We start from the raw sequence: 16287 nt of genomic DNA on the forward strand, positions 1-16287 counted from the left end.
GTAATTTATCGTTAAAACACTTTAAGAAGGAAAACTGAAATGTCTGAAAAGTTAGGTGTTGTTGAAGATATGGGCGGCGGTATCAAGCGTCAGATACTCGCATACAATGACGATGCTATGGCCGTGAAAGTGTGGTTTGAAAAAGGCGCAGAAGGTTACGCCCACAGCCATCGTCATACACAAATTGTTTACTGCGAAGAAGGTGAATTCAACTTCGTCATTGACGGTAAGCTCAAGGTATTGAAGGCAGGAGATAGCTGCGTGATCGATCCACATGTCGAGCACGGTACCACTACAGAAACCGGTGGGATCCTCATTGACATGTTTAGCCCAATGCGGGAAGACTTCTTGTAAAAACGAAAAGCTAAATTTATGGGAAAAGTAAAAGACCCTCAAAAGTGAGGGTCTTTATGGGTCCTGACTCTTCATCAGGCGTAAATAAAACTCAATTTAGAGCATTATTTATAGATAAGCTGATTCACTATGTTTTCTAGCCCTTCTTGCTTACCTGACACGGGTTTAGGGTCGAAAGATTTGACTTTCGCATGTTCAGCTAAGGACTCTAGCGACATATTACCGTCTAAAATTTCTCTTCCGAACGCTGAGTTCCATTCCGCATAGCGGCTCTTAACGCTGCTATCTAACACGCCGTTGGATAGCAGTTCGTAAGCTTTCTTCAAACCTAGTGCACACGTGTCCATGCCGCCAATATGGCCTAGGAAGAGATCTTCAGCATCGAGGCTTTGACGTCTTAATTTTGTATCGAAATTGAATCCGCCCGACGTATAACCGCCGTTTTTCAGAATTTCGTAACAAATAAGTGTCATTTCTTCTACTGAATTAGGAAACTGATCGGTATCCCAACCAAGCTGCGGATCACCACGGTTTGCATCAATTGAACCGAAAATATCAAGCGCGAATGCCGTAGCCACTTCATGATGGAAAGAGTGGCCAGACAAGGTCGCGTGGTTGGCTTCAATATTTACAGCGAACTCTTTTTCTAAACCAAATTCTTTCAAGAAGCCATAAACCGTTGCTGTATCATAATCATATTGGTGCTTCGTAGGTTCTTGAGGTTTTGGCTCAATCAACAATAACCCATCAAAACCAATTTTGTACTTGTGCTCAACAACCATATTCATAAAGCGACCAAATTGTTGACGCTCGCGCTTTAGGTCAGTGTTTAATAGGGTTTCATAGCCTTCACGGCCTCCCCATAAAACGTAGTTTGCGCCACCGAGGGCTTTGGTCGCATTCATCGCATGGTAAACTTGGGTAGCGGCCCGGGTGAAGATTTCTGGATTTGGGTTAGTTGCCGCGCCAGACATATAGCGAGGATGGCTAAATACGTTAGCAGTTCCCCACAGGAGTTTCATACCCGTTTCTTCTTGCTTACGTGCTAAAACTTCTGTCATTTCCCCAAAATTGCGAATGTAATCTTGGATAGAATCGCCTTCTGGTGCTACGTCAATATCGTGAAAACAATAAAATGGCGCTCCCAACTTTTCGAAAAATGAAAACGCTACATCGGCTTTTTGTTTGGCTCGCTCCATGGGATCGCCTGCTGCTAGCCAAGGTCTGTCGAACGTGCCACCCCCAAATACATCTGCGCCATCCCAACAGAAATTATGCCAGTAGCACACGGCAAAACGAAGGTGCTCTTCCATTGTTTTGCCACCGATTACCTCTTTAGGGTTATAGTGCTTAAATGAAAGAGGGTTCGTTGAATCTGGCCCTTCATATTGTATAGAAGGAATGCTTTCAAAATAATTGCTCATAGTATTTCCTTTGTAGTCCGCACCATATTGATACGTAACAGTCACTTACAGTTTTTACCTCAAACCGCAACATTACGAATAAAATGTCTCGACGGCGTAGTACAATTCTCTAAACTTCTGCCGCTTATTGAGGTAATTGTCATGAATCTTTTTGTTTGGTGTGTATGTCGCCTCAAGCTTTGGCTTAAAGCATATGTCTGAAAGGTCGGCATCCGGATTGGCAGCTAATTGTGCCAGTCGAGCTGCCCCAAGAGCCGGACCAACATCCCCGCCCTCTCTGTACTCCAGTTCGTAACCGCTGATATCGCTGAGGAGCTGACGCCAGAAAGTACTTCTTGCGCCTCCACCTATAAGGCTTATTGACTTTGCAGTGACACCACTTTGATGCACCGCGTCAATGCCGTCAGCAAGTGCCATCGAAACCCCTTCTATGACAGCTCGTGCCATATGAACCCGCTCAGTCGATGCCGATACCCCAAAAAATGCGGCCTTAGCTGAAGGGTTATTATGAGGTGTTCTTTCGCCCGTTAAATATGGGAGAAAAACAGGTGTTTGAGTGTCGTGGTGGCTTGTATTTTTCTGTACATCGTCGATCATAGACCCAACATCAGCATAACCACTTTGCTTTGCATACCAGTCTAAGCAACTCGCCGCGCTGAGCATAACCGACATCATATGCCAACGATTAGGAATAGCATGGCAGAAACTGTGAACAGCCTGAGCAGTATTTACGGTGAATCGATCAGTTACCGCGAAATATACACCTGATGTTCCAAGCGATAGCATTGCGTGACCAAGCTCATAAATTCCACACCCAATTGCACCAGCGGCGTTATCGCCAGCACCACCAGCAATAACGACATCCTGCATTCCCCAGCGTGCCTCTAGTGAGTCTTTTAAGTGCCCTGTAATACTGCTGCCCTCATAAAGAGAAGGCATGTTATCGATGCTCAGGCCGCAGGCTTTTAATAGTTCTTCATCCCAACTACGAGACTCGGTATTAAGCCAAACGGTACCGGCAGCATCCGACATATCAGACCCAAACTCCCCGGTAAGCTGGTACCTCAAAAAATCTTTCGGAAGTAGAACCTTGTCTATTTTAGAAAAGATTTCAGGCTCATTTTTTCTTACCCAAAGAATTTTGGGGGCAGTGAAACCTGCCATTATGAGGTTGCCGGTACGGATAGATGAGTCTGGCACTAAACGAGTTAGCTCTTTACACTCATCGCTACTTCGACCGTCGTTCCACAATATTGCGGGTCTTAAAACGCTCCCCTCGCTATCCAGCAGCGTCGCACCATGCATTTGACCGCTTAGGCCAATTCCTTTAACGGAAGATAGATTGTTCTTATCACTCAACTCATCAAGACAGTCACAGGTAGCTTGCCACCAATCATTAGGATCCTGCTCCGACCAGAGAGGATACGGCATAGATACGCTAAGCGGACGGCTTACTGAATAAACAACCGCTCCAGCTTCGTTGGTTAACACAGTTTTCACACCAGAGGTGCCTAAGTCTATTCCTATGTACATCGACATTTCTCATACAATAAGCGCTGATGTACAAATGTTGATTACTAAAAGCGTTTATATCAATTACGAAATTTTGTAATCGTTTTGTTAATTACAACATCCTGGTTTAGTATCGCTAAACAAATAATCATAATAAACGTTACGTAATTTGTTTATACGTAGGAAGCTAACATGTTCGAAAAAGCGCACAGTATTACGCTACTTCTGAATGCGAGTAAGATATTCGACAGACAAATTATCGAAGGGATTGGGCGGTACCTCCAAACATCAGATGCAGATTGGGATTTGTATTTAGAAGAAGATTTCTTAACTCGGCTGGAGCATTTAGATGAGTGGCGCGGTGACGGCATAATTGCCGACTTCGATAACCCTGCGATAGAGCGCGCATTGACTAGTACATCTGTACCAGTTGTTGGCGTAGGGGGTTCTTATCAAGACAAAAGCAATTACCCCAATGTGCCCTATGTTGCCACGGATAACTTTGCGCTCGTAGAAGCCGCATTTGAACACTTACGCCAAAAGGGTATAGAAAGGTTTGCGTTCTATGGCAGTCCAATTAGTGAAGGGCAGCGATGGGCGCAAGAGCGCGAAAACGCGATGTTAGCTCTTACTAAGCAGCATGGATATGAGTGTTATGTATATCGTGGTCATGCTGTGAGGGCCGAGACTTGGCAATATTCTCAAAAGAGGCTTACCGATTGGCTTAAAAGTTTGCCTGCGCCTACCGGGATTGTAGCGGTTACAGATTCCCGTGCTAGGCATCTACTCCAAGCATGTGACCATTTAGACCTACTGATTCCAGAGCGATTTGCCGTTATTGGTATCGATGACGATGAACTTACGCGATTCTTGAGCCGAGTTAGTTTGTCCTCTGTCAGACAAGGTTGTCTCGAAATGGGTTTTCAAGCTGCGAAGCTACTTCACAGGCAACTAAAAGGGCACGCGCCTAAGAACACCCAGTTACTCGTCCCCCCCGTTACCGTAGCAGAGAGGCAGTCAACAGAGTTTAAAGCCATCAAAGACCCTCTTGTAATGCAAGCCTCGCATTTTATAAGAATGAATGCTTGTAAGGGTATAAAAGTTGACCAAGTGCTGGACCACGTAGGCATTTCAAGGTCTAACTTAGAGGCCCGATTTAAAGAAGAGCGGGGTCATAGTATTCACACCGAAATACACAATGAAAAATTAAACAGAGCATGCAGAATGCTAAAGGAGACTGACGCGCACAGTAGCGAAATAGCAAAGCGCTGTGGCTATCCTTCTGTTCAATATATGTATGCGCTTTTTCGTAAACACTTTGACCAAACTCCTGTTGAGTACCGCCAAGCAGCGCAACCTGATTATTTAGAAAGTGAATCAGAAAGTTCGGTTATCAACATCTCCTAGATTAGGACCACAACAATAGAGAAAACAATATGGACACAACGTTAACCAATGATACTTCCAGTGAATCGACAAACACTGGATTTATTCTCTTCATAACTATTGTAGCGACGATAGGAGGGTTCCTTTTCGGATTCGACAGTGGCGTGATAAATGGCACTGTTGATGGGCTACAAACCGCTTTCAATTCTGAAAGTGTAGGCACGGGTTTTAATGTATCCAGTATGCTTTTAGGCTGTGCTGTCGGCGCTTTTTTTGCTGGACGCTTAGCAGATCAATATGGCCGCAAGTCTCTACTACTCGTTGCGGCTATTTTCTTTTTAATAAGTGCGTGGGGTTCAGGTGTTGCAACAAACAGTGTCGAGTTTGTTCTTTATCGAATTATCGGAGGTCTTGCTGTAGGCGCCGCTTCTGTAATGGCGCCCGCGTACATCGCAGAAGTATCACCCGCAAAATACAGAGGTATGCTCGCTTCAATTCAACAAATAGCTATTATAGGGGGCCTTTTCACAGCATTTCTCAGTAACTATTTTCTTGCTGATATTGCATCAGGGTCTACTCAAAAACTGTGGTTGGATTTTGAAGCTTGGCGCTGGATGTTCTGGATGGAGATAGTGCCGGCGTCGCTTTTTTTCATAATGCTTCTTTTCATTCCTGAGAGTCCTCGTTTTTTAGTAGTCAAGCAGAAAACTGGGGAGGCAAGTTCGGTACTAAGCAAGCTTTATGGACAACAAGCGCAGCATAAACTCACAGAAATAGAGGCATCACTGTCTGACGATCATAAGCCTCAGTTAAAGGATTTAATTGATAAAAGCTCAGGGAAGCTGAAATCTATAGTATGGATTGGAATTGGTTTAGCTGCGCTGCAGCAACTCGTGGGTATAAACGTTGTTTTTTACTATGGAGCCGTACTATGGCAAGCAGTAGGTTTTTCTGAGTCTGACGCATTATTAATAAACGTTATAAGTGGGGCTATAAGCATAGCAGCATGTATTGTCGCCCTCGCCGTGATCGACAAAGTGGGCCGTAAACCGTTATTAAAGTGGGGGTCTATTGGCATGACAGTTACGCTTGCCGTGGTCGCCATTGCCTTTTTAAATGCTGAACAGTCTGTTGATGGAAAATTATCTCTAAACGAATGGGGCCCAATAGCCTTGATTGCAGCGAACCTTTATGTTTTCTGCTTTAACTTCTCATGGGGGCCTGTAATGTGGGTAATGTTAGGAGAAATGTTTCCAAATCAGATAAGAGGTTCAGGCCTTGCTGTTAGTGGTTTAGTCCAGTGGTCAACAAACTTTCTAATAACTTGGTCATTCCCAATGTTGCTTGCCGGTATAGGGCTCGCAGGAGCTTACGGCCTTTATGCGCTTTTCTCACTGCTGTCGATTGTATTTGTTATACGTTATGTCTATGAGACTAGAGGCGTAGAGCTTGAAGAAATGAAGGGCTAATTACCTGTCCTAAAGAATTAGGCTTCTGCAATTTAGTTAAACAGGTGCCTCAGTGAATGCTTGCTGGCACCTAGTTACTACTCTTTCTAAATAAAACTTGTGACACCGTAAGAGAATTTTGATAGCAGCTCTCAAGTAGTTAGTTACGTCAAAGCCCTTACATATTGAAAGTGCTCTTTTGCGACGACTAATTTTGAAAAATAACTACAAATCTTGGGTATCAATCTTCAAGAAGATTGCCTATTCATGATGAACCTTTGAATTGTTATGAGAAGAGCAAAATTACATGTTAAGACACCTTACCTTTGTCGCCTCATTACTTATATTAGTTGCTTGTACCCTTCCTGAACCTGAATCAAGTTCCAGCAAAGTAAAATACAATGAACAGCCACAACCTAGTCACTTACTAGTTGAAGATAATATCCACCCGCTTAACGTTCACACCGAAACTCCAAGGTTATCTTGGCATGCCAATGTTGAATCACAAGAGGCTTACCAAATACAAGTCGCTACTAGTCGGGACAAGTTAATTTCTGGTTTACCAGATCTTTGGGACAGCGAGAAAGTCATATCTAGTGTTTCTGTTAACGTTCCCTATCAAGGCACGGCGCTAGAGGCAAACAGTAAAGCCGTTTGGAGAGTTCGAGTCTGGTCAAAGGGCGCCGAACAGCCCGGCGAATGGAGCACTCCCTCAACCTGGGAAATGGGCTTACTTAACAAATCCGACTGGCGCGCAAAGTGGTTGCAAGTTAAGCAGCGTGATATCGCACAAGTAACAAAAGACCGAATGGATTGGATAAAATATGCAGCCAATGTTCATCCAAATATCACAGAGAAACTAACAGAGACCGCTTTTAACAAACAACTAGGCGTTGTTGAACAATTAAAACAGCAGCCAACTGCCAGCTTATTTCGTCACTCATTTACTACAGAAACTGGCAAAAAAATCGCGGGAGCAAAACTTCACAGCACAGCTGGTGGGTACTATCAAATATTCTTAAACGGACAGAAGGTTGATGATCGACTTGCTGACCCGGGTCAAACTGATTTTGATAAGCGTATTTTATATAACACAGATGAAGTCAGCGATTTACTTTTAAACGGTGAAAACACTATCGCCGTTCACCTAGGTAGCGGCTGGTATGACGAAAACATTGCCTTTAGTAAATGGTCGAATCCAGACGCTGCTAAGAATAAAAGAAAGCAAAAAACCTTATCCTATGGTCAGCCGAAATTCATAGCCCAATTAGAATTTTTTTATGAAGATGGAAGCAGTCAAATTGTAGCGTCTAATGAAAACTGGATATCACACCCTTCACCTATTTTAAAAGAAGGGCTTTTTTCTGGAGAGCTCTACGACGCCAATGAAGCTGTTGAAGAATGGAACGTAAATACATCTGCAAATAACCTAGTTAACTGGCAACCGGTTGAAGCCTTGGATGAATGGCCTACTGAATCATTGGAACCACAGCTTCTGCCGCCAATAAGAGCAATAAAAAAATTAGAACCTATTAAGCTTTATCAACCGCAAAAGAATGTTTGGGTTTTCGACTTCGGACAAAACTTCACTGGTATACCAACATTAAACCTAGAAGCTCTAAATTTAAAACCAGGGCAAGCTGTCCATATGCGCTACGGAGAATGGGCAGACATAGACGGTAATTTAAGCCAAAAGTCTGGGGGAGGTGCACCACTTCTAAAACAGGTTGATACCTATATAGCTTCTGGAGAAGACGCACAATTCTGGAGTCCGATTTTCACATGGCATGGTTTTCGTTATCTAGAACTAACTGGCATAGACTTTGAACCAGAATTAAATGCCGTATACGGACATCTAGTTCGAAGCGACGTTGAAATTGCTGGGCAATTTAAAAGCTCTAGTAACTTACTAAACAAAATTCATGACATGGCGCTGTGGAGTTACGAAGGAAATTTAATGGCGCTACCGATGGATTGCCCAATAAGAGAGCGAGCTGGGTGGACAGGTGATGCACATGCAGCGCTGATTACTGGTAACTACAATTACGACATGCAAAACCTCTGGGAAAAATATTTAGGTGACTTCGAGACATCGAGTCACATCGCACCGGCAGTCGTACCTGGCAAACGTTCACATGGCGAAAAGTACGATTGGGCTGTAGCTGAAGTTATTATTGCTTGGGAGCATTATCGCCATCATGGAGATATCCAAGTAATCGCCGAACAGTACGAGAGTATGGTGGAATACATGGACGCTGCAGAGACACAACTAACCGATAACCTTCTGCGCGATGGCTATGGTGACTGGTGTGATCCAGTTCGAGTACCCGGGATGACGCGCAAACGCTGTAATCCTGAATATACTCTACCAACGATGACGACATCTGGCTTTTTAGCACATGGCGCCGACCTAATGGCTAAAATGTCTACGCTTCTGAATAAACCGGAAAAAGCGAAACACTATAGTGCTTTATTCGAAAGGATTGCCTCGCAATATCACAAAGAATTTTATAACCCAGAAACCGGGCATTATGGGAGCCAAACCGCTGACGCCATGGCACTTAGATTCGGTATTACCCCTATACACTTAAGGGCTTCTGTTGCCGAAGCACTGAATAAAGATGTTGTGGAAAACTGGAATGGTCACGGCTCTATTGGAGCATTGGGTCAAACTTATGTATATCGCGCACTGAGCGATTACGGTTACGGAGATACTGCTTTTGGTATATTTACAGCTCAGGGCTATCCTGGTTATCAGTGGCAATTCGATAATCTAAAAGCAACAACCCTATGGGAGCGTAAAGGCGTATGGGATCCAACTAAAGACCCTGAAGGTAGAAACCCGCCGGGCCGCTCATTAAACCACCCTTTTCACAGTGGGTATGACGGTTGGTTTTACGAGGGTTTAGGCGGTATTCGGCCTCTCGGCGACAATCCAGGATACCAGCATTTCGAACTATCGCCTGTGTTCCCTAAAGACCTGGAATGGGTTGAAGCAAGTTATAAGACCGGCTATGGAAAAATAGTGAGCAACTGGCAGCGCCATGGCAAAACTATCCATTGGCAGTTCGAGGTACCGAACAATTCATCAGCCAAGGTTTCATTGCAAGGGAAACCAAGGCGTATATATGAAGCTGGGCAATATTCAGTGACGATTGAACAGTAGAATATAATGATGTGTTAAAAAGCGCCGTCTTCAATACGGCGCTTTTTTTTGATTAATTGAAAATAAATTGAAACGATTCAGTTTTAGAAAGTTGAACGAACGCCTAGAAGGAAGCGCCTGCCAGTGTATTCGTTCAAAATGACACGCTCTCTTACATCTGCGAAACGAATAGTGTTTTCGTCTAACAAATTACTCACATCAAGTGTAATTTTGGTATTTTCACTTAGCGCGTAGCCAAATCCTAAGTCTAACTGTCCGTAAGCATCAAAGTGCTCTGCTATGCCCGCTAGCCCAGCACGTTTGACTAAGAATTGATCTCTCCAGTTCCAAGAGACCCTTGCAGAAAAGTCATCATCTTCATAGAACGCAACTACGTTATACGAATGAGGTGTAAATCCCTCTAACCCGTTTCCAGGCGCAGTTGCTAGTGGAAGGTTTTGGGGCGACGCTAGCGCCTCATCGTCTTGGCCCGTTACAAAAGTATAATTTGCTTGTATACCTGCATTACTGAGGAAACCAGGAAGAAAATCAAAGTACATTAGCCCTGCAAGCTCGTATCCTTGAATTGACCCACCATCTCGGTTTCTATCTGTCGTGTCTCGGAAAATAATTTCACCAAAGGCGGGATGACTAAATCCAGAGGGTACAAGTTCAGTGCTTTCTGAAATAAAAGTCTCAATATCTTTATAAAACAGAGATATTGAAAACGCGTTACCGTTGTCAGCATAGTATTCTAAAGAAGCGTCGTACTGCCATGCTTCGTAAGGTTGTAAATCCGTGTTGTTGGAACGACGAGTGGACAGTCCAAATAAACCGCTAAAACTTTGATTTGGCGTGATATCGCCTAAGTTAGGTCGCGTAATGACTTTAGCTACTGCCGCTCGCAAATCCACGTTGTCACTCAGTGATACTTTTGCGTTTAAACTTGGGAGCAAATTAGAATAAGAGTTCTTCTTCTCAACTATTTGTCTCTCTGTTGTGACATAGTCTAGACCCGATGTAGCGCCATCAGCGTCCACTGGGTCAATTCTTATCAACTCTACTGATGGGCCCGATGCTGAGGTATCGGTCTCAACATACCTTAGACCTAAATTTGCAGACCAAGGGAATTCATTAAACTCACCATCAAGATCTAGCCTCACATAGGCACCGTAAGTTGTTTCCTGTACATCTCGAGCTAAATCAGGACGCGCCTGTGAAGAACAAACGTCATTATTTCCAGACCCCTGACGAACAGCCTCGCAATAGCCATCTTTATCAGTCAACAAAAACGAGGTTGGAAAACTTGCGCCTGAGTCACTAAGTAGACTCGGTACTGAAATAGGAGTGAAAATATCTGAAGGCAACGCGAAAAAGCGACCTCCCATATTGGGCCTTGGGCCATTCGGTACATTTATCGTCTCCCATGGCGCCTGAACGCCATCGGTTGGGTCAAATGGCGCGACGAAGTTTGAGTCTGCAAATAAAGTGCCTGCAGAATTATAACCTGGGTCGAACGGTCCTTCTGGAGAGTTAGGTCTATAAATACCAGAGTTGAAAGGCAACGCAGCTTTCTTACGGTCACTGTAGAATACTCCCGTTTGAAAACCACGGATAGCCCCGGAATCCAATTCGAACCCGACATCAAACTTACTTTCAAAAACTTCATCCTCTAACTCAATGGAGGGTGTCAAAGCGACATGCGCACGGGCATTTGCAGGGTCCGCCAAATCGAGAGAAGTAGACCATGAAGGAACATCAGCATTTGTCCATGTGATAATATTTGTTTCAAAATCGGGGCTTACCTCACCTGCTCTAGGGTCGTCAAGGCTCCCGGGCTCTAAGGGGGCGTTCCACGGATTAGTATCTTTGATTGCTGCTTGAATCCTTGTTGCATCGTTTCGAGTTGTAGCCCGCGACCAAGAAATATCGGCATTGAACGAAACGCCATTATCTAAATAAAGAAAACCGTTCCAACCCAACGCAATAGTTTCACTATCGCCGCCGCCCTCTTCGTAACGATAATCTACGGGACCAAATGTCTTAACAAATGATGTAGCCGTCCCGTTCTCATCTGTTTTCACATCAGAAAAGAATGGAAACTGCATTGGCGCGTTGATGCCCTGTGTGGTGGTGGTTCGTTTAAAATCTACATAGAGAGCATCAACCGTCATACCCATATCGGCGCTTGGTTCGTACTGAAAAGTACTATTAATACTTAAACGCTTTCTATCATCTATAGTAAAACTTTGCCCCATCTCCTGGGGGAAACGAAACTCAACAACGTCATCCGAGTCAACAGTTGGTCCGTTATAGTAAGACCATGCTCCACCACGGTGTTCTTCTAACCTTGTTTTTCTATCTTCATAAGATACAGCGAAGAGCAACCCCATCGAGTCCTCAGCGAATGTATTGCTTACCAGTCCAGATACTCGAGGTCCCCATTCCTCCCCTAAATCTTGATATCGGGCCTGTGCAGAGCCTGACATATGAAAACCGATACTATCGAGTGGGCGAGCAGTACGCATGTTTACACTAGCACCTAAACTCCCTTCCCACATATCAGAAGTGGGACTTTTTACCACATCAGCTCCGCTCAAAACCTCTGCCGCAAGCGCCTGAAAATCAAATGCTCTTGACAGATTTACATCGGAGAAGAAGTAATCTACTTCACCAGTTTCAATAGTTGCTATAGTTCGATTATTTAACCGTACAGTATTGAATTCAGGCCCGAACCCTCTAACTGTAATTTTTGAACCTTCACCAGATTGACGGTCGATAAAAACACCTGAAATCCTTTGTAGAGATTCAGCGATGTTTTGATCTGGAAATTTGCCTAAATCTTCTGCTGAAATTGAATCTACAACGCTATCTGCTGACCGTTTATTATCCAGAGCTCCTGTTAGAGATGATCTTATTCCTAACACTTCAACTACTTCGACATCGTTTGCCTCTGGGGTGTCTTGTGCTTGAGATTCGTGAGAGACGTAAAGTGCAGACATGCACGCTAAGTAAATTAAACTATGTTTCAATGTGTGACTCATTTTTTATCCTTAAAATTTAATAAATGAGGTAGGCACTGCCTTGATGTTAAAAATATTGTTCTTATCAGCCACTCAGTGTCTTTCAACTATGAAGGCAACAATAAACAATTAATTAACACGGATTTAACACTACCACTCATGCAAAAATTTAGAATCAAAAATGATCATTTATAGTCAAAAAGTGAAAAATCATAACTTCTATGTAAAATTGAATAAGCAATTATACTTTAGTAGCGAAAACGGTTTCGGTAATACCGAGTAGCTGGAGCGCCTGTTTAATCAAGTTGCTACTCAGTACTTTTAAGTGCGGCTATATCGTTAGGTGAGTTTGCAGCATCTATATTTATAACGTTATTAACATGCAATAAGGTGCTAATTACCTACATTATTTGGGCTACTCTGTGGTCCTTAATTATTAATCACTAGCTACAAATGGCGGAAAATAGCGTATATCAGAGGGTCAAAATGGATCTAACCTTGTTGTGGGTTAACACCGAGGGATTTCTTAATTAACTGAATTACATACTCATATCTGAAGCATTACGCTTTTTGCCGTCACCGGACAGAGCTGCACCAATGGTTCCTACATTATCAAAAGCTATCTAGTAGCTAGAATTTACACAATGAGCTGTCCACTTACTTCGCTCATTAAAACAAAAAATCCACCTCTAGATAAGCTAGAGGCGAATTTTGTAGATTTACTTAATTATTGAAAAGTTAATTAAAGGTTTGCTGTAACCCCTAACACTATGCGTCTGTCAGTTAACCCTTGTGCACAAAGCAACGCACCTTCATTTACGCACCACTCAGTACGATCTTCGCGAAGTAGGTTTATGCCGTCTAGCCCAACGGTAAAGGTGTCGTTTATATCGTAACTCACACTCATGTTAAGCTGTGCTCTATCATCAACTATTCGCGGCATATCAAAGCTTATCAAGTCCCCAGTTTTGAACGCTGAACGCCACGTGTATCGTGCTCGCACACTGAGGTCATACTTATCGTAAAACAACGTAATGTTGTATGCGTTTTGAGATAAGTCTTCCAACTCAATCCGTTCCTCTACAATATCGTCGGCAAGTGTAGGTGTAGATTGATCAGCATCTGTACGCCCCAATAGTTTATTCAGCGCGTTTCCATCTCCTGTTGCTGGACGGAACGTTTCAATACCTGCACCTGCTTCCTGATATGTATAGTTTGCGATTACCCCAAAACCAGAAGCCCATCCAAGCTCCTCCTCATATTCAGAAAGGTCATGTTGAAACGCGACCTCAATACCAGTTTGTGTCTCCTCATTCGGCAAGTTAATTGTTGTTTGGAGTGGAACACAAATTCCCGTACCGGGAACCGACGACCAAACATTTCGGTCAGTAACAGTGGGGTTAAATATACCGCCACCTTCACATGGGGCTGTAATATCACGCTCAATTTGACCATTTTCCCCGATAGGTTCCTCTGGATTATCACGGACTGCGGCAAAGATATCCGTTCTTTCTTTATGGAAGACACCTACACTGACAAAGCTTGAGTCAGAAAAGTAGTATTCGGCAGATAGATCGTAAGAAATAACCTCCTCAGGAGTCAAAGCGGGATTTCCAACTGTTACTGCGGCACCGGCGCCTCCTGGAAAATTTATGGACGTGGAAAGGTTATCAAAGTTGGGTCTTCGAATATCTTTAGCAACACCAGCTCGAATTACTAAATCATCGATAACTTCAGACGCAATATTGAATCTTGGCAGATAATAGTCATAAGACGCACTTTCCTCGCGCAGGCCTGTTACTACACCGTTCTCTATGTTGTTACCTACCGAAGTAATATCTGTACTAACGTAACGAACCCCAACATTTCCGCGAAATGTCATATCATTGATATAAAAGAAGTAGTCTCCTTGCAAATATAACGCTGTTGTCTCTTCTTCAATGTCAAAAAATGAATCTAGCTGAAGCTCAGGCTGTGCCAATGACGGATATGGCTCTGATATATTTCCATTTGCAATTTGAGCAGCGTTATTCTCAGCGATAGCGTTATTAATCGCAGTCAAAACTTGGTCTGGGTTGTTAAACGATAAGTCACCGTCTACGGTAAGGTAGTCAGCAATGTACAAGCGTCTTCCATCAGCATCGTTAAAGTTTGAAGGGCCAGCAGAAACAATATTTGAAAACAGATCAGCCCTAGGTCTATAGAATGCTGAGTTAGGGTTAGAAAAGTTTGACGTGGTGTTTATATCGTTACTTTCTGCCTTATTCTTATTCCATCTCAAACCTGCTTTAATGCCCGAAAAATACGGATTTAAATCGGAGATGTCGTAGTCCCCATCTAGTCTAAATGCGGTTTCGGAGTTTTCTTGAGTACTTCTACCCACACCGACACCACGAAGTGCATAGTTAGCTGGATTCAACAAGTCTTGGCTAGAAGGTCCAAATTCAGCATTTTGAGCTATCCCGAATTGAAGTGTGCCGCCCGAAGCATCAAATTCAACAGGCACACCGTTATCAATACTTAACCCTTCACTTGGTTGCGGGCCATTCAGATTGATAAAATCGAGTGTCGTATTTAAACGAGGAAACACTGAATCTGAACTTGAATAAGATACTTCACCTTTAAGAGCAAGGCGATCTAACAAAAGATCGAAACCGGTAGCGAATACATCACTGTCGGTAATACGTGAGCCTGTATTGACGCTTGTTCTTAAATTTGGGTCGATATTATTGTTATTTGCATCAACACCTACTCCTAATGTTCCCGTAAGGACTGCTTGAACCTCACCTAATTCTAACGGCCCATTTGGACCATCAATTGTTCCTAAGTCGACGGTTTCAAACGCTGTGTTATCCGTATTGTCAACAACAGCCGATCCACCGGTTCCTGAAATAAATGCGCGGGAACTTTTCTGTGCTCGTTCTTGGCGATTAACTGTCGCATCAAAATATAACCTCAGGTTATCCATAGGCTCAAACTCAAAGGAGCCTGTGAAATTCTTGGTTTCATATTCATATCGGGAAATGACTTGATCTAAAAACTGCGTTCTCAAAAAAGGGAAAGACTCTGCACTAGCGCTGCCAGAATCAGGGAGTACTTCCCTGTCCCTGTCGAAACGTGGGTCAAACGAAGCAACTTGCTGCTCTGCGTAGCTACCGGTGAGAACCAAACCGACTCGTCCATAATCGGTGTCAAAGCTATCTCCAAAGGTTGCGGAAACTCGCGGCGAAGTAGCATCTGCCAAATCACTGTTCTCCGCTTGTGCACGAATTGAAATCAGCTGCTCTTTTAGACTAAGGCCTCTAAGTGTACGTAGATTTATCGTTCCACCTACAGAGCCCTCAACAGTTTCCGCAGTCGGCACCTTAATGACTTCCAGAGATGAAATCAGCGCTGCTGGTAGGTCGTCAAAACTAATCCCAGAGCGGCCGTTACCACTTCCAACAGTAGATACACCATTTATTTCGACACGGTTTGCGTTCGTACCTCGTATTTGGACCCCAGTTCCTACACCTGCAGTTCGGTCGATTTGAACACCCGTGACATTTTCTAAAACTTCTGCCAAATTCTGGTCAGGTAGCTTACCGATGTCTTCAGCTTGAATAACTTCTTTAATACTGTCGGCAGAGCGCTTTTCAGCCAATGCACTAGCTAGCGCGCTCCTTATTCCTCTAACCTCTATCACTTCGGTTTCTTGGTCAGCACTTGTTGATATATCTGCATCCTGTGCGGCAGCCTCTGCACAATAGCAAGCAATCGCAGATGAAATAGCTACAGCTAGCCGTAATTTCTTCGCACCGATTAACGTCATGTACTCTCTCCCTAAACAATCATTATCAATCACCAAAAATCACGATAGATCACAAGTTAACCAATATCAACATATTTGTTATATTTTCGTTAACATTAGAATTACTTTATAGGAAAGACAGAATTACCCGAAAACAACGCTATTTTAATAACTTAAAATAATATCAGTTAGTTTAATTCTATAA

8 protein-coding genes are annotated in these 16287 nt (G+C 43.4%); 4 read left to right on the plus strand and 4 right to left on the minus strand.

Annotated elements, in window-relative coordinates; genetic code table 11:
• The first annotated feature begins 39 nt into the window (after window positions 1-39).
• Window positions 40-354, plus strand: coding sequence for a cupin domain-containing protein (locus tag AC27KT_RS17945; RefSeq protein WP_131094903.1), 315 nt, complete (start codon window positions 40-42; stop codon window positions 352-354).
• A gap of 104 nt (window positions 355-458) precedes the next feature.
• On the opposite strand, the gene xylA is transcribed toward AC27KT_RS17945, so the two are convergent.
• Both xylA and xylB read right to left on the minus strand, forming a co-directional pair.
• A complete protein-coding gene (gene xylA, locus AC27KT_RS17950) occupies window positions 459-1778 on the minus strand; it encodes a xylose isomerase (RefSeq protein WP_487132200.1) in 1320 nt (439 codons plus the stop codon).
• Between the two features lie 72 nt (window positions 1779-1850).
• Entirely contained in the window at window positions 1851-3311 is a 1461-nt protein-coding gene (gene xylB / locus AC27KT_RS17955; RefSeq protein ID WP_487132203.1) for a xylulokinase, read from the minus strand.
• Between the two features lie 171 nt (window positions 3312-3482).
• Here xylB and AC27KT_RS17960 point away from each other — a divergent pair, with 171 nt between their 5' ends.
• The 3 genes from AC27KT_RS17960 to AC27KT_RS17970 all read left to right on the plus strand — a co-directional run bounded on the left by AC27KT_RS17960 (window position 3483) and on the right by AC27KT_RS17970 (window position 9290).
• Window positions 3483-4697 (plus strand): XylR family transcriptional regulator, encoded by a 1215-nt coding sequence (locus AC27KT_RS17960; RefSeq protein ID WP_487132205.1) that lies wholly within the window; start codon window positions 3483-3485, stop codon window positions 4695-4697.
• A 29-nt stretch (window positions 4698-4726) separates the two neighbouring features.
• Complete coding sequence (locus tag AC27KT_RS17965) at window positions 4727-6145, plus strand: sugar porter family MFS transporter (protein ID WP_487132207.1); 1419 nt, start codon at window positions 4727-4729, stop codon at window positions 6143-6145.
• Window positions 6146-6431: 286 nt separating this feature from the next.
• Window positions 6432-9290, plus strand: a complete 2859-nt coding sequence (locus AC27KT_RS17970) for a family 78 glycoside hydrolase catalytic domain (protein WP_487132209.1) — start codon at window positions 6432-6434, stop codon at window positions 9288-9290.
• 83 nt (window positions 9291-9373) lie between these two features.
• Here AC27KT_RS17970 and AC27KT_RS17975 read toward each other — a convergent pair whose 3' ends face one another.
• Window positions 9374-12313, minus strand: coding sequence for a TonB-dependent receptor (locus tag AC27KT_RS17975; protein ID WP_487132211.1), 2940 nt, complete (start codon window positions 12311-12313; stop codon window positions 9374-9376).
• 721 nt (window positions 12314-13034) lie between these two features.
• Window positions 13035-16103: a TonB-dependent receptor gene (locus AC27KT_RS17980; RefSeq protein ID WP_487132213.1), complete on the minus strand. Its 3069-nt coding sequence runs from the start codon at window positions 16101-16103 to the stop codon at window positions 13035-13037.
• Window positions 16104-16287 lie beyond the last annotated feature (184 nt).

The sequence above is a fragment of the Alteromonas sp. 5NW40-0090 genome, from assembly GCF_057552975.1.

Coding starts and splice junctions, on each gene's coding strand:
- xylB (WP_487132203.1), bottom strand. CDS start 3,311: ATGTACATAGGAATAGACTTAGGCACCTCTGGTGTGAAAACTGTGTTA.
- AC27KT_RS17960 (WP_487132205.1), top strand. CDS start 3,483: ATGTTCGAAAAAGCGCACAGTATTACGCTACTTCTGAATGCGAGTAAG.
- AC27KT_RS17970 (WP_487132209.1), top strand. CDS start 6,432: ATGTTAAGACACCTTACCTTTGTCGCCTCATTACTTATATTAGTTGCT.
- xylA (WP_487132200.1), bottom strand. CDS start 1,778: ATGAGCAATTATTTTGAAAGCATTCCTTCTATACAATATGAAGGGCCA.
- AC27KT_RS17965 (WP_487132207.1), top strand. CDS start 4,727: ATGGACACAACGTTAACCAATGATACTTCCAGTGAATCGACAAACACT.
- AC27KT_RS17945 (WP_131094903.1), top strand. CDS start 40: ATGTCTGAAAAGTTAGGTGTTGTTGAAGATATGGGCGGCGGTATCAAG.
- AC27KT_RS17980 (WP_487132213.1), bottom strand. CDS start 16,103: ATGACGTTAATCGGTGCGAAGAAATTACGGCTAGCTGTAGCTATTTCA.
- AC27KT_RS17975 (WP_487132211.1), bottom strand. CDS start 12,313: ATGAGTCACACATTGAAACATAGTTTAATTTACTTAGCGTGCATGTCT.